Here is a 21,172-nt window from a genome sequence, read left to right on the forward strand (position 1 = left end):
CAGATTACACAGATGACAGTATTGCTGTCATTCCAGAGCGGTTTTATCAGGAATCTATTTCTTTTTTAAGAATTTTAAAATAGAAACTGTGGCAAGAATTTTCATTAAATCACCGACAATAAACGGAAACACACCCAAAACTATTGCATTTTTAAGCCCTCCAACAAAACGAGAAAGATTGATTGCACCACAGGTAAGAATAATTAAATCAGCGACGAGCAGCGAATAGAAAACTTTCCATTTTTTCTCAATCGTAAAACCAACAAACCAACTTGCGATAACAAAACCGATAATATAGCCGCCAGTAGGACCCCATAAAGCACCGCTACTTGTAAAAAACGGTAGTCCTAACCCACCGAGCAAAAAGTACAGAAATTGAGAAAGCCCTCCATATTTTTTGCCAAGCATTGCACCACTTAACAAAACAAAAAATGTCTGCAAAGTCAAAGGTACCGGTGTAAAAGGCAATGGAATTCTTGCATAAGCTCCAAACGCAGTCGCCAACACAAAAAACGAAACCCAGATAACTTTCTCGATTTTTTCATCCCGAACAATCACCCTGTTAAGAACCATACTGCTCATTTTTTTCTCTCCTTCCGATTTTTCATATCTTACCACTTAATTTTGGAGATGCGGTCAACCGCGAGTTTAAGACGGGATTCAGGGACTGTCAGGGCGAAACGGATATAACCTTCGCCGGAAGGCCCCAGACCATTACCCGGTGTGCAGACAATTCCCGCTTCATCCAAAAGTTTGTTAACTGTGTCAACGGATGTATAACCGTTTGGCACTTTTGCCCAGATATAAAATGTCGCAGATGGTTTTTTAATAGCCCAGCCAAGTTTATTTAAACCATCAACAAATATATCTCGCCTTTTTTGATAAATTTTTCGCATCTCTTCTACACAATTTTGTGAGGATGTCAACGCAACAACACCTGCTTCTTGTACAGCACCAAACACACCAGAGTCATAATTGTCTTTTACTTTTGCAAGCCAAGCAATTATTTCAGCATTCCCACAAACCCAGCCTATTCGCCAGCCGGTCATATTGTATGTTTTGGAAAGCGAGTGAAACTCTACACCAATACTTTTTGCACCTTCTACTTCAAAAAAGCTGTAGGGTTTTATGTTATCAAAATAAATTTCAGAATATGCTAAATCACTACAAACAATAATATTATATTTTTTTGCAAATTTTACAACTTTCCTATAAAACTCTAAAGTCGCTGTTGCTGATGTAGGATTATTGGGATAATTTATAAAAAGTATTTTTGATTTTTTTGCAATTCTTTTAGGAATCTTTTTGAAATCAGGAAAAAATTTGTTTTTTTCTGTCAGTGGTAGAAAGCATGACTGACCATCTGCAAAAATTGTCCCGCAATTATACACAGGATAACCCGGCTCGGGAACTAAAACAATATCGCCAGGATTTACAAATCCAAGATGAATATGTCCGATACCTTCTTTTGAGCCAATTAAAGAATGAATCTCATTATCAGGGTTTAGATCAACATTGAACCTCGCTTTATACCAATTACTCACTGCTTTTCTAAACTCAATAAGCCCAGCACCAAAAGGATACTGGTGATGTTTCGGTTTCTCAACAGCATTTTTCATTGCGTCAATAATGTGCTTCGGCGTTGGTAAATCCGGGTCACCGACACCAAGAGAAATGATATCAACCCCTTTCTCAATTGCTGCTTTTTTCTTTCTGTCAATTTCTACAAACAGATATGGTGGCAGTTTTTTTAATCGTTCAGAAAATTCAAATCTCATTTTTTGTATTCCATATAATGAATGAATAGTTTCAGTTGAAAAACTAACAGAAATTATTTAGGACTTCGGGTTTAGAATTTATCATATCATCTCTTGCATATCTGAAAATTTTATTAGTTGAATATTTTGAGTAGATAAATAAGTTCTTAAATCATACTGGCAGCTGTGTGCAAGTTCTAATTCACGCCACAATTCACCGTAGCCGGGATGCGTCATCAGTTCTGCAATTTCATAATTTTCGTCAATATTACCCCAGTACCAGCCCTCAATAAAATGTGGAACAAATTTCAAGTTATAACCCTGTAAAACTTGTTTCTGTTTTTCAAATTCATCTTGTGACAAATAAAATTTTCTGAAAAATCTTATATTCTGAATTTTATACTGACTTGCAACCTCGCAGGCAGCTGGCAAAACTAATGGATGAAGATGCGAATGATGATGGCTGTCTAAATGGTCACATTGTAACGAAAACGAAAGGTATTTTTCAATCTGGTTTCTGATTTCAGTTTTGAGTTCATCAAGGTTCTGCTGCGGATTTTTTAGTTCCACAATTCTGCCTTGTTTGTGGTCGACTTCAAAAAAATCGTCTAAATCTAAATGAATCCCAACCCCTAAATTCTGGTTTTCTTTTGCATATCGGACAGCATCGTCAGTAAATGGTTTATTAACAAACAAACTTGTGCTTGTAACTACCCCTTTCTGATATGCATATACTATCCCGCGATTTATCCCATCAGAATAACCAAAATCATCAGCATTAACAATAAGTTTTTTCACTCCGCTATCCCTCCATTTATATTAACCTCTTGTCTAATCCCGTGGATTCCGTGCGCTCTGTGGCTGTTCTCCTTTAACAATTTTCACAATACGCCAGACTAACAGGCACAAAAACAGAAGTGCAACAACATTTGTTATCCAACCTTCAAAGATACCCATCTCGTAAGGATAACCTTCGTAGCCAAAACTAGCAAGTGTTTTAGATGTAAAAATGACACTTAAAAACGGGATTATTTTGCTGACAAGTCCGCCTTTATAGACGAGCAGCGACCAGAAAAGCCAGTATAGAATTGAAATCCCGAAAAGTGTGAGCACAATCATTGATGCGATGTGCACAGGCTCGTAAATCGGTTCGTCAGGGTTTTCTTCATCGGAAAAAACATCGCAAAACCACAACCAGATTTTTTTCAGCATAATCACTCCTTAACGACATAATTCGTAAGTGTGCCAATTTTTTCTATTTTTACATCTATTCTATCACCAATTTTAACAGGTCCTACACCAACAGGTGTCCCAGTTGCTATTATATTATATTTTTCAAGTGTCATAATTTTTGAAACAAACGAGATAAGCTTGGGAATTTTAAAAATTAGATTCTTGGTGTTTGAAGATTGTTTCAATTTTCCATTCAAAAAAAGTTCAATTTTCAGATTATGCGGATTTATGCCGGAAACGATATGCGGACCCACCGGACAAAAAGTATCAAACGATTTTGCTCGTGTCCACTGCCCGTCTTTTTTCTGCAAATCCCGTGCTGTTACATCATTGAAACAGGTATATCCAAGAATATATTTTTTTGCATTTTTCACTGAAACATTTTTGCACTGTTTTCCAATCACAACTGCAAGTTCGGCTTCATAATCAACCTGTTTTGCCATTTTCGGATATACAATTTTTTGGTTGTTGAAAATTACTGCCGACGGTGGTTTTAGAAAAATGACTGGCTCAGCGGGAATTCTCATGTTGAGTTCTTTCGCATGCTCAATATAATTTAGCCCAACTGCAATAATTTTTTCTGGAATTTTTTCAAATTTATAAATTCTCATTTTATACATTACAGAGCACTTGCTCTATATGTTTTCTCGTCGGTGTATAGAGCAAGTGCTCTATATTACCGAATTCTTATTTTTAAGCCGCGGGCTACTCGTTTATTACAAGAACCAATTCTGAATTTTAAATGCCCTTTTTCTTTAAGTTGTCTGATATAGTAATGTGCTGTGTTTCTGGAAGAAAACTTAAAATACTTACATATTTCTCTTTCTGTTGGTGGAAAACCTCGTTTTTTTATTGAATTATTTATAAAAGAAAGTATTTTCTTTTCTACTTTTGTTAAGTATTTTTCCATAACCTTAAAACTTAACCAACCAGTTTTCAAAATTGGCAACGATATATTTTTTGCCTTTTTGGATTATTTTATGTCCTTCTTTTTCTAAAAGTTTTTTTTGAGAGACGATACCACCAGGATATTTCTCGTTAAGTTCTCCATTTGATTTCAATGTTCGCCAGTAAGGAGTAATATCTTTTTTCCATTGAGCTTTCATTTCTTCAGCAGCATGTGCAGAAATTTTTGCAAAAATTCCTGTAGTTATTGGACAACCAATCGTAGCATGATGTTTTTTAGCAAGTATTTCGCGAATTTGATTTATTGTAATAAATTTGCCGAACGGAACTTTATTCATAATCTCATCCACTTCTATTGGTGCAGGAATAACAATTGTGCCATTGCCCCATCTTTTGCTCATTTTTTCTGGAATTTTTACCACTTTTGGTAAATCTTTAGAGTCATGTAATTTCTCCTGCCAAGTTTTTTTACCCATCTTTGCCTCCCTATAATCCTAAAACATCTTGCATACTGTAAAGTCCTGGTTTTTTGCTGAAAATCCATTTTGCAGCTTTAACCGCCCCTGCGGCGAATGTTTCACGCGAATGCGCACGATGAATTAGTTCTAATCGTTCACCGGATCCAGCAAAAATTACTGTATGCTCACCGACAATATCACCTGCTCGGACTGCATGAATACCAATTTCTTTTTTTCTTGGACCTGTAATACCGGTTCTTCCATAAATTTTTGATAGTTTAAGTTTACCTGAAATAATATCTGCAATTTTTACTGCTGTGCCTGATGGTGCATCCTTTTTTTGGTTATGATGTGCTTCAACTATTTCTACATCGTAATTTGACAATACACCTGCTACTTCATCAACAAGTTTAAATAAAAGATTCACACCAGCCGACATATTGGGCGAAAAAACTATTGCGCAAGTGTTTGATACTTCTTTTATTTTTTCAAGACCTTTTTCGGAAATACCGGTAGTTCCAATCACGAAAGCAGGGCAAGACCCTGCCACTACATTTCTTATGGCAATTCCCAAATGTTCAAGTGTCGCTTCTGGATTTGTAAAATCAATCACAACATCTGTGTTTTTGATAACAGTTTCTATATTATCTGTAATTTTTATTTTATTGATCATTTGCTCTATAAAAGGATGCCCTTTTTTTTCTACTGCACCTACAAGTTTTAATTCATTATCAGTAAGAATTCTATCAATTATCATTTTACCCATTTTTCCACAAGCACCACAAACTGTAAGTTTTAACATAACCTCTCCATCTGAAACTTATAGGACAGATGTCCTAATTAGTGACGACAAAATTTATAGGACAAATGTTCTACTTGTGTTTGATTTTTAATCCGCGTGACACTCTTCTATTGCAAGAACCCATCCTGAATTTTAAACAACCTTTTTCTCTAAGTATTTTGATATGATAGTGTGCAGTATTCCTTGAAGCAAACTTAAAATATTTTGCTATCTCTCTAACTGTTGGTGGGAATCCTCGCTTTTTTACTGAATTGTTAATAAAAGCAAGTATTTTCCTTTGCAAATCTGATATTTTATCGTTCATAGTACTAAAAATATCTTAAATACAAATACAGATTACAGATTGCCACAACTATAACCATTGCAGGAAGTGCAAATTTACAATATCTTGGCCAGCCGACTTTGTAGCCCTTTTTCTCTGCAATTGCAATCCCTACAACATTAGCAGACGCACCAATTGGCGTTCCATTACCACCAATATCAGTTCCTAAGGCAAGCGACCAACTCAATGTTTCTAATGAGATTCCAGTTTTAGAAAGATTGAACACAACCGGCACCATTGTAGCAGCAAATGGTATATTATCAACTATTGCGGATGCGAAAGCAGAAGTCCACAAAATTATTGAAACAATCACAAATGCATTCCCTTTTGAAATTTCTCCTATCCAATGTGCAAGTTTTTCAAGCACACCGGTATATTCAAGTCCACCAACACAAATAAACAACCCAACAAAAAACAGAAGTGTTCTCCAATCAATCCGTCTGATAATTTTCTGATGTGATTTATACGCACAAGCCAATGTCAAAAATGCGGCGATAACACCAATAAGTGCGACTGAAAGTCCCGTCCAGCCATGAGTAACAAGCAAAATTACTACAAAAAGGAAAACGATTGAATAAATTACAAATAATTGTTGATGTGCAACTGCTTCTTTAGGCTCAGGATATTTATCAGGTTGTGTTTTGTCGTTGGCTACTAATTCCTTTTTAAATACGAGATAAAAAAATCCGAGTGTAAAAAACATACCAATCCAGGCAACTAAACCTGTATTTTTTAAGAAATCAAAAAATGAAAATCCAAATGCCGTTCCAATAATAATATTAGGCGGGTCGCCACACATTGTAGCACTACCGCCGGTATTGGCAGCAAAAATCTCGGCAATAATCACAGGTATCGGGTCAAATTTTAAGAGTTTCGCAAGTTCTATTGTTACCGACGACAGAAAAAGCAAAACGGTGATGCTATCAATAAACATTGATAGAAAACCAGAAAGTAACATAAATGCAATAAAAATCGGGATTACTTTATATTTCACAAGTTTGGCAACATAAAGGCAGAGCCATCTGAAAAATCCGACCCGTGTGAGTCCTTCTATCATTGTCATCATCCCGGCAATAAAAATGATTGTCTGCCAGTTGATACCGTGTGAGACCTCTTCTTTTATTCCTTTTGTTATCCAGAAAGATGACTGAAAAATCTCTTTTAAGTTCAAAACCCATAGTATTGCATCTGGTGTTCTTAAAACAAAAATTATTGTAAGAACCGCGCCAACAAGTGCAGAAATATACCTATGCCATTTTTCCAGCATTATTGAAACAAACATCGCCAAAAAAATTATAACTGACAGAATTTGTGTCATAGTTATAGGAATTCCCCTTTTTCTCAATTTCCAAATTTCCAAATTTGGAAATTTGGAAATTATGATTTTAATAAACCGTTATCTTTCATTACTTTTACAAGTTTTTCCTTGTTCTTATCGTCCATATTGCACATTGGCAAACGCAGTTCATCGGAACACAAACCCATTAAACCCATTGCTGTCTTAATGGGTATAGGATTGGTTTCAATAAACATCGCTTTTATTAACTCAAAAAGTTTGAAATGAAGTTCTCTGGCTTTTTCTGTTTCACCTTTAAGATACGACCAAACCATGTCTGAAACATCTTTTGGTACAATGTTTGCTACGACGGATACAACACCTTTACCACCGATAGATAAAAGCGGAAGTGTCAAAGCATCGTCGCCAGAAAGCATATCTATTTCAGGACATAGAAGCCGTATTTTTGTCATCTGCTCTAACGAGCCACTTGCTTCTTTTATTGCAACAATATTTTCACAATCAGAATACAACTTTGCAACCGTTTCTGGCTCTATATTAACTCCGGTTCTGGACTGTATGTTGTAAAGCATTATAGGGATGGCTATTTCATTCGCAACCTTTTTGAAATGGAGATACAGTCCTTTTTGTGTTGGTTTATTGTAATATGGCGAAACAAGAAGCACACCATCAGCGCCAACCTTTTTAGCAAATGCAGTCATCTCAATTGTTTCTTGTGTACTATTGGAGCCGGTTCCAGCGACAACCTTTATCCGACCTGCCACTTGTTTAACAACAATCTCAATCACCTTTTCATGCTCTTCATAATTCAGCGTTGCTGACTCACCTGTTGTTCCGCACGGCACAATACCATTGGTCCCATTTTTTATATGAAACTCAACAAGTTCGCCTAATGTTTCAAAATCAACTTTTCCATTCTTGAATGGTGTAACAATTGCTACATAACTTCCCTCAAACATAAAACCCCCGATAAAGACAGTGATTAGTGAATTAGTGATTAGTAAAAACTATATTGTAAAACTTTTTGTAGACCTGTAAATCGGTTTCTGAAAAAAGAACAATTATTATTTTATCAAAAACAGATTTTTTTTCAACAAATTTTTTAATCTCAGATAAGGCGATTTGCGCTGCTTTTTCTATCGGGAAACCATATGCACCTGTGGATATTGACGGGAATGCAATAGATTTGATTTTGTTTTTTTCAGCAAGTTCTAACGAATTTTTGTAGCAAATTTTAAGTAGTTTTTTTTCGTTAAAATTGCCACCACGCCATATCGGACCTACAGTATGAATAACATACTTTGGAGGCAGATTGTAGCCCTTTGTAATTTTTGCTTCACCGGTTTTACAGCCACCAAGTTTCTTGCATTCTTCTAAAAGTTGATGGCCGGCAGCACGATGGATTGCTCCGTCAACCCCACCGCCACCTAAAAGCGTAGTATTAGCCGCATTGACAATTGCATCCACTTTAATTTTTGTAATATCACCCAGAACAAGTTCAATTTTTGTATTCATAGTTCCCAAGTTGAATATTACTTCTGGAAAAAGTTGCAGATTCGCTTTCAGGTTGTAGTTCTATTGCCTTCAGAAAATCTTTTTTGGCAAAATCATATCTTTTAGAAACAAGGTGAATAGCACCTCTATTATTATATGCCATTGCATAGGCAGGGTCAAGTTTTATCGCCCTGTTAAAATCAGAAAATGCCTGATTGGAATCACCCAATTCATAATAAGTTAGCCCACGGTTATTATACGCTTTTGAAAATTTTGGATTCAATTTGATTGCCATATTATAATCACGGATTGCAAGACTGTAATTTTTAGCTGCGTGATATGCAAGACCTCGGTTCATATATGCTTTAGCAGATGGTTCAAGTTCTATAACCTTATCAAAATCAGCGATTGCTAAATTATATCTACCTGTATTATAATATGCCTCTCCACGAAAATAGGAACATTTTACTATATATTTATTGTCAAGTTTAATACTTTTGGTATAATCTTCAATCGCTTGGTTATACTCTTTATGAATAAAATAGACAGACGCTCGTTTGAAATAATCTCTTGCAGTTTTAGGAATTATTGAATTTCCAATTTTAAATATTTTATATATACCAGATGCTTTATTGAAACAAGTTATTGCTTGATTGTGGTCATATAACTGTGTAAAAGCCCAACCGTTTGATTCCCATGTATATGCATTGTTGGGATTAAGTTCAATGGATTTAGCGTAACATTCTATCGCTTTTTCAAAGTTATAAGTTTGATAATACATGTCTCCTTTTTTTCGCCAGTCCTGCGAAGTCATAGAAACATCGTCTTGAACCTGTTGTATTTCGTTAATACCCGGCTTTTTCTGATTACATCCTAAAACAATTATTACGAATAAAAACAACGGATATAACATATAATACATAATGTCAATCCCGCGATGACAAAGGTTAATTTTACTTTCCAAGAAGGTGAATATCTTAAACTGAACATCTCTGTTTTCATTATTGGAAATTTATCAGAGAGGTCAAGTAATAATAAGCCCCATTTATCTGGTGTCCAGTTGGAATTTAGTGTTAACCCATGTAAGTTAGGAATAATTTGCCAGCCGGGAAAATAATTTATATTTATAGGGATTGTTATATGCTCCGGTTTTGTTTTAAGCACTTTTACAAAAATTTTTGATGGGGAAAGCCATTCTATTTTTATATTCGGTTCGCTATTAAACATATCTATTCTGCCTTCTTTGACAAGAGAATGTTTCTTAAAAACATATGGTCCATACCCGAGTAAAGTATCATAAAAATGTAAAATACCTTGATTTTTCTGGAGATAGCCGCTCATTGAATCAATCTCAAAACTTTGTGGTTCTATAAAAACCCAATCAGGACCTTCGTTGTATTCAAAAGTATTGTCTTGATTAAAATAATACCTGCTGGCAAGAGCACAAGTTTGTGTTGCTGTTTTTATATTATATAAATTTGCCCTATAATAATCTAAGAATACAGCAATACAAATTCCAAAAAGAATAATGTTTACTTTTTTCTTTATATTTTTTACAAATATCCAAAGCCCAAGAGTTGAAAAAACGGCAATTGGTAATACAACCAAACCGATAAACCTCGTTGGGATATGGAGAGAACCAAACACTAAATTTTTTGATAATATCTGCCAGACAGGATTCAATTCACCCAGATATAAAAAAAGAGCAATTCCTGTAATCATCAGCATAGAAACGACAACTCGTCGGTAAAAATAGTTCTTATACTTGAAAAAAATATATATACAAAATCCTGCTAACAAGACGGGAAGAATTCCTATATAGCCATTTATCTCGTGCATGTTTGATGATAACCATTTATCAGTAAGGCATTTAAATGGCCAACTATTCGGATTTTGAACAGGCCAGACAAGAGCAGACAGCAAGACAGTATATGTTTTAACTACTGAATTTGCTACATAACCCATATTACATTTTTTAGGGAACCAGGATAACAATTGATATGAAGGAATAATTTTGGGCGCTGCTAAGATAAAGCCGAGTAGGATATAAATTAACCATCTTTTGAATTTACAAAAGAAAAGTAAAGATATTAAAATAATTATTACAAATACTGAAGTGATATGCAGTCCTGCGTATATCATTATTGCTAACCATATTGGAATAGCAAAAGAAAACTTATTATTTTTATATGACCATATAAACGAAGATACAAGCCATGGGATATAAATTATATTATGGAATATAATGTGCCCGATAATCATTCTGGCAACAAAAAAACCAGAAAATGTATAGATAATTGCGCCGAATAATTTTAACCCGAAATTTTGTATTTCAAGTTGTTTTAGCAGATTAAACATTCCTAACATACTGATTGTTGTTAAAACCAGAATTGTAATCCGAATAGCCAACCATTGATTCTTAATTATTATTGAAAAAAATTGTGGAACCGAAAAAAACATATTTTGTGGATTTGCCCATAGAGGAAAACCACCACCGATATAAGAACTAAAAAACGGGAATTCGTGAAAATATAAAAATGAGATTTTATTCGCAAAAAGATAAGTTATAGTAAAATCAAAATCTCCATACAAATGTCGGAACGGATTTATGAATAATCGGTTCCAGAACAGAAATGAAGCCGTTAAACAACATAATATCTCTAACCATATAGTAGACAGAAACTCTTTTATTTTCTGCATAAATTCCGAATTTTATCTTACTGCTACAATTTCCAAAGAATCTTTCGTGTTAATATAAGCGAGTTTTTCATTCAAAGCAAATGCATCAACAACATACTTAACTGTTTTATAAATCAATTTCGGATAATGATGTAAGCGGCTAAGCCAGTAACTATATGGAAATACCCGTCCATATGATTTCATCTGTTTTATTTTAAACCCATTTTTTTTTAGTAATTGGGTTAAACTATTTTTTGAAAAATAATAAAGATGTGCGGGTCTTAAGCCCCACCAATAACCTCTTAAAATTTTTGCAGCAAGCCCGTCAATATCCGGTACTACTAAATAAAACAGCCCGTTAAGTTTCAAAATCTTGTAAACCTCCGCAACAGTACTTTGAGGGTCTGTTAAATGTTCTAAAGTATCTATCATACTGACAACATCTACCGAGCTGGGTTTGAGTTGCAATTCTTCAAGTGTGCCTTCAAAAACATTTATTCCCCAAGTTCTTCTTGTAAATTCAGTTGCCCAATGAGAAAGCTCTACACCTGATACTTCAAAATCTTTTTTTGCTGAATTTAGAAAAAAACCGCAGGCAGAACCTATATCCAAAAGTGTTCCTTGTTTTTTGTACTTTTTGATAGTATGAAGAGAAAACTGAGCGTTTATATTACGGCTTTCTTGCTCTGAAACATAATCTCGGTCGTCCATAGATTTATATGCTTGTATAATTTGATTGTTGGGAAACCGTGGTGTCGTATATACAAGCCCACATCTTTTACAACGAACTATCTGCCCATATGAATTATACATATCAGTTGTTATCTTGATTCGGTCTGGTTCAAAAGAATAAACTTTTTTATACAAAATCTTATAGTCATTTGAGCCACAAAGATTACATGGTATGTTTTTGTATTCTAAAAAATTCATCTACTTCATCCCAGTTTTTTACTCGGTAAAGGTTTGCTTGTTCTTCATCGGACTGGTTCCATGGATAATCAAGCAACAACACTTTGATCCCTGCCTTTGCCATCTCTTGCGCATAATCTAATCGGTCTTCTATAAAATATGTGATATTTAAGTCCTTAATAATTTTCAATTTAGGTTGACTGTCGGTCAAAATCAGTTTATCGTAGTTAACTTTATACCTATCAAGCCATCTTCGGGTGATTTTTTCTAAAAAAACAGGCCTTGATGAAACCACAAAAATTTTATTTTTTGTTGCAAATTTATTCAAATACTTAATTGCACCGACTACAGGTTTTATTTTATTCCAACCTTGTTCTCTATTAAAAAATTCCCAAACCTTGTTCATTTTGTCAATAGTTATTCCAAGACAATCCTCGTAAAAAAACGATGTTACATCTTTTCTTTTTAGTTCTTGCCCCAAAAATTTTTTTATAAAAAACCGGTAGACAGGGTCGCTGTCTGCGATAACACCGTCTAAATCAGTTCCGATATTCATATTGTTACTTTTTTTTGTACTTCTGATTTTTTCATTTTTATACTGCTTCTACAGATTTTATTTCAGGGACTTCCTGTTTTATGGCTTTTTCAATTCCGTTTTTTAATGTCATTGATGCCATCGGACAACCCGCACAAGCCATCAGAAGTTTTACTTTGACAATCCCATCTTCTGTGACATCCACAAGTTCAACATCACCGCCATCTCTTTGTAGAAACGGCCTGATTTTTTCAAGTGCTTTTTCCACTTTCTCTCGCATAGAATCCTCCGTCTGAAAACTATATCATTTGCGGATTTTTTTTATGATAATCAGTACTTTTTTGAAAATTATGTGCTGCTCTTAAAATCGTTTTTTCATCAAATGCTCTACCTAAAAGCTGGAGTCCTATTGGCAAATTGGCAGACGAGAACCCACAAAGGATTGAGAGCCCGCAAATCCCGGCAAGATTACAAGAGATTGTAAAAACATCCGAAAGATACATCTGTAACGGCTCGGCAGTTTTTTCACCAATTTGGAATGCAGTTGAAGGCGTTGTAGGTGTCATAATAACATCTATATTCTCGAACGCTTCATCAAAATCATTTTTTATCAATGTCCGAACCTTCTGTGCTTTTAGATAATAAGCATCGTAATAACCAGCCGAAAGCGTATATGTTCCGAGCATTATTCTTCGTTTCACTTCACTACCAAACCCGACTGACCGTGTTTTTTCATACATTTCCATGAGTGAGTCGGTATCAGCGCGGAAGCCGTATTTCACGCCATCATATCTTGCAAGATTTGCAGATGCTTCAGATGGTGCAATAATATAATAAACGCTAACTGCATATTTTGTATACGGTAGCGAAATTTCTTTTATCTGGCAACCTAATCCTTCAAAAACTTTTAGTGCTGAGAATATCGCATTTTGAACCTCTTTATCCAGCCCTTCTACAAAGTATTCTTTTGGAATACCGATTTTAAGTTTTTTTATATCTTTTTCAATTTCAGAAAGATAGTCATCTACAGGCAGATTGGCGGATGTGGTATCATTTACATCGTAGTCCGATATATTCTGTAAAACCAGTGCTACATCTTTCACATTTTTTGCCAAAGGTCCTATCTGGTCAAGTGAAGATGCAAACGCTACGAGCCCATAACGAGAGACCCTTCCATATGTAGGCTTCAAGCCGGCGAGCCCACAAAATGCGGCGGGCTGTCTGATAGAGCCGCCTGTATCCGAGCCTAGTGCTACAGGCGAGATAGACGCTGCAACTGCTGCGGCGCTTCCGCCGGAAGAACCGCCTGGAACACTTTTAAAATCCCACGGATTTTTTGTTATACAAAATGCTGAATTCTCAGTTGACGAGCCCATTGCAAATTCATCCATATTTGTTTTGCCAATAAGAATTGCGTCTTCTTTTTCAAGTTTTTCAATGACAGTCGCATTATAAGGTGCAATATAATTTTCAAGAATTTTAGACGAACAAGTTGTCTTTTCGTCTTTAATACATATATTATCTTTTATAGCGACAGGGATGCCAGCAAGTGCGCCGAGATATTTTCCTTTTTTGATTTTGTTGTCAATTTCATCCGCTTTTTTCAGTGATTTTTCAGCAAAAACAGAATTGAATGCATGAATTTTGTGGTCAAATTTTTTAATACGCTCTAAATAACATCTAACAATTTCGCTGGCAGAAATTTCTCTTTTTTTTATTTTCTCAACAATTTCACAAGCAGCCAGGATATGAAGTTCCATACAAGTTTTACATTTGCTCTAATTTATTCTATGACTTTTTTGACCTTAAAAAATCTGTCTTCTTTTGATGGCGCATTTGAAATTATATCTTCTGCTATATCAGATTTCTTTATTTTATCTTCACGAAAAACATTTTTTATCTTAATTACACTGGCAGTTGATAGCACATTTGAAGTATCAACCTTGTTTAATTCATCCATATACTCCAGAATTGAATTTAATTGGATAGTATATTCCTTTTTTTCTTGTTCTGTTAATTCAAGTTGTGCAAGTTTTGCTACATATTCAACATCTTTTATTGTGATTTTCATGAACGCAGAACATGCAGATTTTTTTTAATCTATTTCTACTTTTTTTAGATTAGCGTATTTTACGAAAAGTTTTTTCCAGAAACCAGCCTCAAACTGAACAGTAATTTTTAAATCGTCTCCAGAACCGTTTACATCAACAATCTTGCCATTACCGAATTCAGAATGTCTTACCCGAAGTCCTTTATAAAATGGTAATGGTGCAGCATCCCGATGGGAATCAGGATATAAATTTAATATCCCGTTTATTTCTTGACTATTTTCCTTGATTTTTTTAAGCCCGATTTCTTTCAGGAATCTTGACGGGATACAATACCGCATTTCGCCATATACTCTTCTCTGTGCTGCGCTTGTAAGATAGAGCTGCTTTTGGGCACGGGTCATCCCAACATAACAGAGCCGTCGTTCTTCTTCAAGTTCTTCTAAAGTATATACATGATTCACATGTGGAATATATCCTTCTTCAAGTCCGGTTATAAAAACACTCGTGAATTCCAGCCCTTTAGCAAGATGGAGTGTCATTAGTGTAACAAATTCTTTGTTTTCAGCCCAGACATCTACATCGGAGATAAGTGCGATATTTTCCAAAAATGCTGAAAGTTTTTTATTTTCTTTCTCTTCAGTGTTTTGTTCAAAATCAACAATTGCAGATACAAGTTCCTCTATATTTTCTATTCGGGAATACGATTCAATACTATTTTGTTCTTCTAAAAGTTGAACATAGCTGGTTTCTTCAATTATGATTTTTGCGATTTCTGAAGCGTTCATATTTTCTTTTTCTGCAATCATAGAATCAACAAGTTTCACAAATTTTTCAGCTTTTGGAATCTGTCCATTTTGATACATATCTTTTGCGGACTCATAGAGTGTTAATCTTTTTTCGGCTGCATTTTTTTCTATAGATAGCAGTGTTACTTTCCCAATTCCTCTGGCAGGTGTATTGATTATTCTCGTAAAACTTATATTATCTGCTGGATTGTTAATCAACCGTAAATAACTTAAAATATCTTTTACTTCTGTACGTTCATAAAACCGCTGACTGCCGACAACAACAAATGGGATACCTGTCCGGGTGAACACCTCCTCAAAAATTCTGGATTGTGCATTAGTCCGATAGAAAACAGCAAAATCAGAAAGTGCTGCATTTTCTGTCTCAACTGCTGATTTTATTCTATTAGCGACATATTCTGCTTCTTTAATCTCGCTGGCGAGTTCTATGTAGACAACCTCATTACCATGTTTTTTATCTGTCCATAATTTTTTAGGTTTTCGGTGATGGTTATTTTGTATAAGTTGCCAGGCACAGTCCAGTATATTTTTTGTAGACCGATAATTCCGTTCCAGATAGATAACGGTTGTTTTAGTCCAGTCCCGTTCAAACTCTAATATATTTCTGATATCCGCACCACGCCAGGAATAGATTGCTTGGTCATCATCGCCGACAACGCAGATATTTTTATACTTGGCAGCCAGCAGTTTGGTCAGCACATACTGGGCATAATTAGTATCCTGATATTCATCAATCATAAGGTATTTGAACCGCTGCTGATATTTTTCTAAAACTGACTGATTATTTTTGTACAGTTCAACTGTGTATCTTAGCAAATCGCCAAAATCACAGGCGTTCATTTCTTTAAGTTTTTTCTGATAAAGTTCATAAATATCTGCGGTAATTTTCTTGAATGATTCGTTAGTAGTCATTGCATGAACAATATATGATTCAGGGTCTAATAGTTTATCTTTTGCTAATGAAATTATTTCATAGAGAAGTGACGGCTTGAATCTGTCAGAATCATAATTTAATTCTTTAAGGCAGTGTTCTATAAGTTTCTTGGAATCGGTTTCGTCATAAATTGTAAAATCGTGGTTTAAGGCAATATTTGATGCTTCTATCCGCAAAATTCTGGCACAAAACGAATGGTATGTAGAAATCCAGATATTTGCATCATAGTCAATAAGTTTATTGATTCTATCTCGCATCTGGCTTGCGGCTTTATTTGTGAATGTCATTGCAAGAATGTTCCACGGCTTGACTCCGTTTTGTAAAAGATAAGCAATCCGATAGACAATAACGCGTGTTTTACCGCTACCGGCACCTGCAAGAATCAAAAGCGGTCCTTCTGTACATCTTACCGCTTCCTGTTGTTTCTCATTTAAATCATCAAACAGGTTTTTTTTCGCAGAATATGATTTTGTTTCACTCAACATTTTTCAGAATCTTCAAATACAATTTTTTTAAGTTTTATAGCGTCCGACATTTTTATTCTTGAATATTTTAAGCCGTACCGGTAAACCCCGGTTTGGGCATCCTCGCTTTCTGACCGGATAATCCGGCATAATATCTCCATCGGGATATTCATCCGTATAAAAAACGGCTTGGTTTTATCCAGTTTCAGATTGGTTTCAAGTGCGATACCGGATTTTGATAAATCAAAGATACAGCCTTTACCTTTTAACTCAAGCGTAGCAGCATCATAAATATCTGCAATAATTGTCGTTGGTAACCGTTTATGTTTCCTTTTTTCTTTTGACATTTTTTGCCTCCGTAATCGCTAATTACCGCTGATTTTTTATACGCAGATTATCGCGGATTGCCGCGGATTTGTCATTCCCGAATGCCCCTGTCGGGAATCTACGTCTTTAATGGATTCCCAATAGAACCTTTTGGGAATGACACCCCCGATAGAGTCATTTGGGGGCAGGATTTATGTCATCTGCGTTATTACCATAACATCCCTATAAGTTCAAAAACCTCTATTTCTTCTTCTTTACCTTTGAATTTTACTTTACCAATTGATTCCAGTTTACAAAAGTTTTTCAGTTTCTGCGCAGTTATTTCTGATATATAAATTTTATTTCGTGCAATCGCTTGAAGTCGTGCAGCAATATTAACGGTATTGCCGATTAAAGTATATTCCATCTTTTTTTCAGAGCCAATAAGTCCTGCTACAACGATACCGGTATTGATACCAATTCCTATACTACTAAAAACGGCTTTATTGTTTTTCTCGCGGTCAATATTATATTTTTGCAGTGCTGAAAGCATCTCCAACGCACACCGTGCTGCTTTCAATTCATGATTCGCCTGATTAAATGGTGCATTCCAGAAAGATAGTATTGCATCACCCATAAACTTGTCAATCACACCATCACATTTTATAATTATAGCAGTCATCATTTTGAGATACTCATTAAGCATATTCACAACCTCGGTTGGCGGCAGTTGTTCTGAGTATCTTGTGAATTCCCGTATATCCGAGAATAAAACAGTAACCTCCCGTTTTTCACCTTCAAGTATTGGTGTATTTCTTTTTTCCATCAGTACTTTTAGTATATCTTTAGAAATATAGCCGCGTAATGTATCGCGAATAAACTCTTTTTCTTTGGTTTCTTCTTCTCTTCGTTGAAAAATCCGTTCCAGTTTTGCTTTCAGTTCCTGCTGGTCAAACGGTTTTGTTAAGAAATCGTCCGCACCAATAGACAGTCCTTTTGATTTAGTGTCTGAGTCAATTCTACTTGAGGTATAAAGAATAACAGGCACTGCGTGTGATTTCGGGTTGGCACGCAGTCGTCTTAAAACCTCATAGCCGGTTGTATGTCTTAAAATCAGGTCAACAAAAATCAAATCAGGCAGTGTAATATCAATACTTTTAAACAACTCTTCAACTGATGAAAAGCCCTTAACAATATAGCCGTAACAGGTAAGCAGGAGTTCCATATAGGCAACAGATGCTGATTCGTCATCAATAACGAAAATAAATTTCTTTTCCATATTATATCTTCATCACGAAACTGCCTTTAGGTCTATTGGGTTCTCTTTTTGCTTTTGATTTCAACTCTGCCATTTTTTCAATCATTTGAGATAACGGTGGAAATGGCGATTTCTCGTTTGTAAGCACACTAATTGAAATCGTCATAAGCGGAAAATTTTTGAGCCGGTCATCGCGGTCTCTCGCAGTGATATAGCCTTTTTTAACATCTTCTTCATCGTAGTACTGGAATATAAACTTATCAAACCGTTTTGTAGCAAGTTCACAGACAGTATCTACTTTATCTACAGTTGTTATGAAAATAAAATCATCACCACCAATATGCCCGATAAAATCGTCCGGGTTGCCGGCTTCTGTGATTGCTTTCTTTATAACATCAGCAGTAAACAAAATTGCATCGTCACCCTTTTTGAACCCGTAGAGGTCGTTATATACCTTAAAATTATCAATATCTAAATAGCAGAATGTGAAAGACCCTTTTTTACTAAGCCGTTCTTTGAACTCTTTTTCTATAAAAAAGTTGCCCGGCAGTTTCGTCAACGGATTATAGCCCATATCTTCGCTGCGCCGTTTGAAAAGCCGCTCTAACCGCGCTTTTAATTCCTGCGTGTTGAACGGTTTGGTAAGAAACTCATCCGCACCGAGTTCTATCCCTTTGGCTTTTTCTTCAGAACCTATTCGGGCTGCGGTATACAAAATAACCGGGATTGATGCAGTTCGCAGGTTTGCTTTCAGCCGACGACAAACTTCATATCCAGACATTTTAGGCATCATCAAATCCAGAAAAATTAAATCAGGCGGTGAAGCATCTACTTTTTTTAATCCTTCCTCGCCAGACAAAGCACCTTCCATCACATATCCGTAAATTGCCAATAAAAATTCAAGATAACCAACAACCGACGGGTCATCATCTACAACAAGGATTCGTTTTTTTTCCATAAAAAATGTAAATTTGTAATATATCGGGCATTTTTCACTTATTTTATTATAAAAAATTTCTGAAAATTGTCATAACTATCTGCTCTTGCAAAATCAATCTTAAAATTATTCTCGTCCATTTTTGTTATACGAACACTATCTATTCCTAAAGTTTTCAACTTTTCATATGTCAGCAACTCCCCTTCTTTAAGTTCCAAAACTTTCCGCAGCAACCAATCGGAAAGTGCATTGTTCGGATTGGTCATTAAAGCTTTTGAATTTTCCTGACATATTTTTGCGTTTAAAATCTCACCGGTAGGAATATGCAAATTAAACGGTTTTTCTCTGGGCGGTAAAAAATCTGGAAAATTTTTATGAATTTGTATCGGTATGGGAATATAAACTTCTCCGATATCTCTTTCTCTGTCACCGGCATTCCATTGATTCAAACCGCTTTTTTCTGCAACTACTTTGTTATTTTTTTTACTTTCTCTTAACGAATATAAAGGTAAAATTACAAAATCTTTTCCGGGAATTTCTAAAAGGGGTTGTCTTACTACTCCTTTTTCAAACAATGTCAAAATTAATTCATATGGATCATCTAAAATCTGTATAGGTAAGTCAATTGATGTATCGGAAATTTCAAATTTTTTAAATAAGGTACTTTTAGAAAAATTAAAGGCATATTCGTTTTTAGTATCCTTGAATTAAATGCCCGCTTTTGAAGATTTTATATCTTTTATTGTGTTTTTATCAATTAATTCATAATCGGTTTCAAATATTTTGAGTATTTTTTTTCTGCGAGCAATACAATGATAAATAGAACTTTTAATACCATATGTTCTTTTAGCAAATTCAATTCTTTCATTCCTTAAATCAGACAACCGCAAAACTAATTTTTCATTATTTAAGTTTCTTAATTCTTTGCTGAATGCATTAAATTCGGCAATTTTTTCTGTTTTATATTCCCCTCTTGCTGTAAAAGTTTTTAACCCAATACCAATATCATCTTTTTTTGCATCAAATGCCAAATCATCTCTTGAGAGATTAACAGCATTAAAAGATTTACAAAAAATATTCTCTGCCACTCTGTAATACAAATATGGGACATCTTTATCACTAAACAATTTTGACAAAGAACAGATTGCTTTTAAGTAATCAAAATAAAGTTTCTTCAAATTATCTGGTTGCGATGTAATGAATATCACTCTGGTAAATCTCCTTTACTGGTAGTTCATTTTCAATTGTTTTTTCTGAATTTAATATCCTTTCCTCTGTTAATTTGCAAAATTTTTCATTTATTTCAAAACCAACATAATTTCTGTTTAATTTCACGGCGGCAACAGCAGTCGTACCACTTCCCATAAAAGGATCTAAAACTAAATCTTTTTCCTTTGAAGTTGTCAAAATCAGTGGTTTTATCAACGACAGCGGAAAAGATGCTTGATGCTCTCCAAAAGGTTCTATGCCACATCTTATTATATCCCTGTGATGATTGAGATGTTTGGCAATATTTAAGTTAAAATAATACCTTTTTGATTTTACAAAATGAAAAATGTGTTCATAAACTGGGTACCGTCTGTCCGGTGAGTAAGATGGAACGGGATTGGGTTTTTCCCAAATAATTTTATTGCGTAAAATCCAACCCTGTTCCTGCATTCCCATTGCAATCCTTTCCGGCAACATTAAAAGTTGCTTGTATTGTAAATATTTGCCATCGGGTTTGACTATTTTATGCTCCTTATAATGTTTGTCCGTTTTTCTAGCATATCTCCCTTTATTCCTAATAAAACCTTTGGTACCGAAATAAACATCACCTATATTAAGGTAAAAAGAACCTTCTTTATATAAAACCCTTTTTAATTCTTTTGTATATTTTAACAGATTGGCAACGTATCCCAATGGATGTTCTTCTCTGCCTAATGTTTCATTTCCGTAAACTCTGCAACCAAAATAAGGCGGACTTGTAATGATTAAATTTATAAAATTATCCGGTAATTTTTTTAATAATTCTATCGACCTGA

General features: G+C 34.9%; 26 protein-coding genes. All 26 read right to left on the reverse strand.

The window, feature by feature from the left end; all coding sequences use genetic code 11:
• Positions 1-54: 54 nt before the first annotated feature.
• Positions 55-582 carry a biotin transporter BioY gene (locus AB1349_03535; protein ID MEW6556408.1) on the reverse strand — a complete coding sequence of 176 codons (528 nt, stop codon included), beginning with the start codon at positions 580-582 and terminating at the stop codon, positions 55-57.
• 29 nt (positions 583-611) lie between these two features.
• Positions 612-1,778: an LL-diaminopimelate aminotransferase gene (locus AB1349_03540; GenBank protein MEW6556409.1), complete on the reverse strand. Its 1,167-nt coding sequence runs from the start codon at positions 1,776-1,778 to the stop codon at positions 612-614.
• An 81-nt stretch (positions 1,779-1,859) separates the two neighbouring features.
• On the reverse strand, positions 1,860-2,555 hold the full coding sequence (locus AB1349_03545) for a ChbG/HpnK family deacetylase (GenBank protein MEW6556410.1): 696 nt from the start codon (positions 2,553-2,555) through the stop codon (positions 1,860-1,862).
• 33 nt (positions 2,556-2,588) lie between these two features.
• Complete coding sequence (locus tag AB1349_03550; GenBank protein ID MEW6556411.1) at positions 2,589-2,969, reverse strand: hypothetical protein; 381 nt, start codon at positions 2,967-2,969, stop codon at positions 2,589-2,591.
• A gap of 2 nt (positions 2,970-2,971) precedes the next feature.
• Positions 2,972-3,601, reverse strand: coding sequence for a fumarylacetoacetate hydrolase family protein (locus AB1349_03555; GenBank protein MEW6556412.1), 630 nt, complete (start codon positions 3,599-3,601; stop codon positions 2,972-2,974).
• 65 nt (positions 3,602-3,666) lie between these two features.
• Entirely contained in the window at positions 3,667-3,900 is a 234-nt protein-coding gene (locus tag AB1349_03560) for a winged helix DNA-binding protein (GenBank protein ID MEW6556413.1), read from the reverse strand.
• 4 nt (positions 3,901-3,904) lie between these two features.
• A complete protein-coding gene (locus AB1349_03565) occupies positions 3,905-4,372 on the reverse strand; it encodes an MGMT family protein (protein MEW6556414.1) in 468 nt (155 codons plus the stop codon).
• 10 nt (positions 4,373-4,382) lie between these two features.
• Positions 4,383-5,156 (reverse strand): 4-hydroxy-tetrahydrodipicolinate reductase, encoded by a 774-nt coding sequence (gene dapB, locus AB1349_03570; protein ID MEW6556415.1) that lies wholly within the window; start codon positions 5,154-5,156, stop codon positions 4,383-4,385.
• Between the two features lie 70 nt (positions 5,157-5,226).
• Positions 5,227-5,460, reverse strand: coding sequence for a hypothetical protein (locus tag AB1349_03575; protein MEW6556416.1), 234 nt, complete (start codon positions 5,458-5,460; stop codon positions 5,227-5,229).
• Positions 5,461-5,464: 4 nt separating this feature from the next.
• Positions 5,465-6,796 carry an ArsB/NhaD family transporter gene (locus AB1349_03580; protein MEW6556417.1) on the reverse strand — a complete coding sequence of 444 codons (1,332 nt, stop codon included), beginning with the start codon at positions 6,794-6,796 and terminating at the stop codon, positions 5,465-5,467.
• A gap of 59 nt (positions 6,797-6,855) precedes the next feature.
• Entirely contained in the window at positions 6,856-7,734 is an 879-nt protein-coding gene (gene dapA / locus AB1349_03585; protein ID MEW6556418.1) for a 4-hydroxy-tetrahydrodipicolinate synthase, read from the reverse strand.
• Between the two features lie 31 nt (positions 7,735-7,765).
• On the reverse strand, positions 7,766-8,290 hold the full coding sequence (locus tag AB1349_03590) for an O-acetyl-ADP-ribose deacetylase (GenBank protein ID MEW6556419.1): 525 nt from the start codon (positions 8,288-8,290) through the stop codon (positions 7,766-7,768).
• Positions 8,274-9,182 carry a tetratricopeptide repeat protein gene (locus tag AB1349_03595; protein MEW6556420.1) on the reverse strand — a complete coding sequence of 303 codons (909 nt, stop codon included), beginning with the start codon at positions 9,180-9,182 and terminating at the stop codon, positions 8,274-8,276. Before AB1349_03595 ends, AB1349_03590 begins: the two co-directional genes overlap by 17 nt.
• Complete coding sequence (locus AB1349_03600; protein ID MEW6556421.1) at positions 9,155-10,969, reverse strand: hypothetical protein; 1,815 nt, start codon at positions 10,967-10,969, stop codon at positions 9,155-9,157. Before AB1349_03600 ends, AB1349_03595 begins: the two co-directional genes overlap by 28 nt.
• A 12-nt stretch (positions 10,970-10,981) precedes the next feature.
• Positions 10,982-11,878, reverse strand: coding sequence for a class I SAM-dependent methyltransferase (locus AB1349_03605; GenBank protein MEW6556422.1), 897 nt, complete (start codon positions 11,876-11,878; stop codon positions 10,982-10,984).
• The gene (locus AB1349_03610; protein MEW6556423.1) at positions 11,844-12,413 is read right to left on the reverse strand and encodes a hypothetical protein; all 570 of its coding nucleotides are present in this window, start codon (positions 12,411-12,413) and stop codon (positions 11,844-11,846) included. Before AB1349_03610 ends, AB1349_03605 begins: the two co-directional genes overlap by 35 nt.
• Before the next feature lie 37 nt (positions 12,414-12,450).
• Positions 12,451-12,672, reverse strand: coding sequence for a NifU family protein (locus AB1349_03615; GenBank protein MEW6556424.1), 222 nt, complete (start codon positions 12,670-12,672; stop codon positions 12,451-12,453).
• Between the two features lie 19 nt (positions 12,673-12,691).
• Complete coding sequence (gene gatA / locus AB1349_03620) at positions 12,692-14,152, reverse strand: Asp-tRNA(Asn)/Glu-tRNA(Gln) amidotransferase subunit GatA (protein ID MEW6556425.1); 1,461 nt, start codon at positions 14,150-14,152, stop codon at positions 12,692-12,694.
• A 23-nt stretch (positions 14,153-14,175) separates the two neighbouring features.
• A complete protein-coding gene (gene gatC / locus AB1349_03625) occupies positions 14,176-14,463 on the reverse strand; it encodes an Asp-tRNA(Asn)/Glu-tRNA(Gln) amidotransferase subunit GatC (GenBank protein ID MEW6556426.1) in 288 nt (95 codons plus the stop codon).
• A 24-nt stretch (positions 14,464-14,487) separates the two neighbouring features.
• Complete coding sequence (locus AB1349_03630; protein ID MEW6556427.1) at positions 14,488-16,668, reverse strand: UvrD-helicase domain-containing protein; 2,181 nt, start codon at positions 16,666-16,668, stop codon at positions 14,488-14,490.
• Positions 16,662-16,994: a PilZ domain-containing protein gene (locus tag AB1349_03635; protein MEW6556428.1), complete on the reverse strand. Its 333-nt coding sequence runs from the start codon at positions 16,992-16,994 to the stop codon at positions 16,662-16,664. Before AB1349_03635 ends, AB1349_03630 begins: the two co-directional genes overlap by 7 nt.
• A 188-nt stretch (positions 16,995-17,182) precedes the next feature.
• Positions 17,183-18,232, reverse strand: a complete 1,050-nt coding sequence (locus tag AB1349_03640; GenBank protein MEW6556429.1) for an adenylate/guanylate cyclase domain-containing response regulator — start codon at positions 18,230-18,232, stop codon at positions 17,183-17,185.
• Position 18,233: 1 nt separating this feature from the next.
• Entirely contained in the window at positions 18,234-19,169 is a 936-nt protein-coding gene (locus AB1349_03645; GenBank protein ID MEW6556430.1) for a response regulator, read from the reverse strand.
• A 38-nt stretch (positions 19,170-19,207) separates the two neighbouring features.
• Positions 19,208-19,729, reverse strand: a complete 522-nt coding sequence (locus AB1349_03650) for a hypothetical protein (GenBank protein MEW6556431.1) — start codon at positions 19,727-19,729, stop codon at positions 19,208-19,210.
• A 126-nt stretch (positions 19,730-19,855) separates the two neighbouring features.
• Positions 19,856-20,356 (reverse strand): hypothetical protein, encoded by a 501-nt coding sequence (locus tag AB1349_03655; GenBank protein ID MEW6556432.1) that lies wholly within the window; start codon positions 20,354-20,356, stop codon positions 19,856-19,858.
• Positions 20,328-21,172, reverse strand: an 845-nt coding sequence (locus AB1349_03660) for a site-specific DNA-methyltransferase (GenBank protein ID MEW6556433.1), incomplete at its 5' end; no start/stop codon positions are given. The genes AB1349_03655 and AB1349_03660, both read right to left, overlap by 29 nt.

Source organism: Elusimicrobiota bacterium, from assembly GCA_040757695.1.
Lineage (GTDB): Bacteria > Elusimicrobiota > UBA8919 > UBA8919 > UBA8919 > JBFLWK01.

Coding starts and splice junctions, on each gene's coding strand:
- AB1349_03535 (MEW6556408.1), bottom strand. CDS start 582: ATGAGCAGTATGGTTCTTAACAGGGTGATTGTTCGGGATGAAAAAATC.
- AB1349_03540 (MEW6556409.1), bottom strand. CDS start 1,778: ATGAGATTTGAATTTTCTGAACGATTAAAAAAACTGCCACCATATCTG.
- AB1349_03590 (MEW6556419.1), bottom strand. CDS start 8,290: ATGAATACAAAAATTGAACTTGTTCTGGGTGATATTACAAAAATTAAA.
- gatC (MEW6556426.1), bottom strand. CDS start 14,463: ATGAAAATCACAATAAAAGATGTTGAATATGTAGCAAAACTTGCACAA.
- AB1349_03555 (MEW6556412.1), bottom strand. CDS start 3,601: ATGAGAATTTATAAATTTGAAAAAATTCCAGAAAAAATTATTGCAGTT.
- AB1349_03615 (MEW6556424.1), bottom strand. CDS start 12,672: ATGCGAGAGAAAGTGGAAAAAGCACTTGAAAAAATCAGGCCGTTTCTA.
- AB1349_03565 (MEW6556414.1), bottom strand. CDS start 4,372: ATGGGTAAAAAAACTTGGCAGGAGAAATTACATGACTCTAAAGATTTA.
- AB1349_03605 (MEW6556422.1), bottom strand. CDS start 11,878: ATGAATTTTTTAGAATACAAAAACATACCATGTAATCTTTGTGGCTCA.
- AB1349_03595 (MEW6556420.1), bottom strand. CDS start 9,182: ATGTTATATCCGTTGTTTTTATTCGTAATAATTGTTTTAGGATGTAAT.
- AB1349_03630 (MEW6556427.1), bottom strand. CDS start 16,668: ATGTTGAGTGAAACAAAATCATATTCTGCGAAAAAAAACCTGTTTGAT.
- AB1349_03580 (MEW6556417.1), bottom strand. CDS start 6,796: ATGACACAAATTCTGTCAGTTATAATTTTTTTGGCGATGTTTGTTTCA.
- gatA (MEW6556425.1), bottom strand. CDS start 14,152: ATGGAACTTCATATCCTGGCTGCTTGTGAAATTGTTGAGAAAATAAAA.
- AB1349_03575 (MEW6556416.1), bottom strand. CDS start 5,460: ATGAACGATAAAATATCAGATTTGCAAAGGAAAATACTTGCTTTTATT.
- dapA (MEW6556418.1), bottom strand. CDS start 7,734: ATGTTTGAGGGAAGTTATGTAGCAATTGTTACACCATTCAAGAATGGA.
- AB1349_03550 (MEW6556411.1), bottom strand. CDS start 2,969: ATGCTGAAAAAAATCTGGTTGTGGTTTTGCGATGTTTTTTCCGATGAA.
- AB1349_03600 (MEW6556421.1), bottom strand. CDS start 10,969: ATGCAGAAAATAAAAGAGTTTCTGTCTACTATATGGTTAGAGATATTA.
- AB1349_03610 (MEW6556423.1), bottom strand. CDS start 12,413: ATGAATATCGGAACTGATTTAGACGGTGTTATCGCAGACAGCGACCCT.
- dapB (MEW6556415.1), bottom strand. CDS start 5,156: ATGTTAAAACTTACAGTTTGTGGTGCTTGTGGAAAAATGGGTAAAATG.
- AB1349_03640 (MEW6556429.1), bottom strand. CDS start 18,232: ATGGAAAAGAAATTTATTTTCGTTATTGATGACGAATCAGCATCTGTT.
- AB1349_03645 (MEW6556430.1), bottom strand. CDS start 19,169: ATGGAAAAAAAACGAATCCTTGTTGTAGATGATGACCCGTCGGTTGTT.
- AB1349_03560 (MEW6556413.1), bottom strand. CDS start 3,900: ATGGAAAAATACTTAACAAAAGTAGAAAAGAAAATACTTTCTTTTATA.
- AB1349_03635 (MEW6556428.1), bottom strand. CDS start 16,994: ATGTCAAAAGAAAAAAGGAAACATAAACGGTTACCAACGACAATTATT.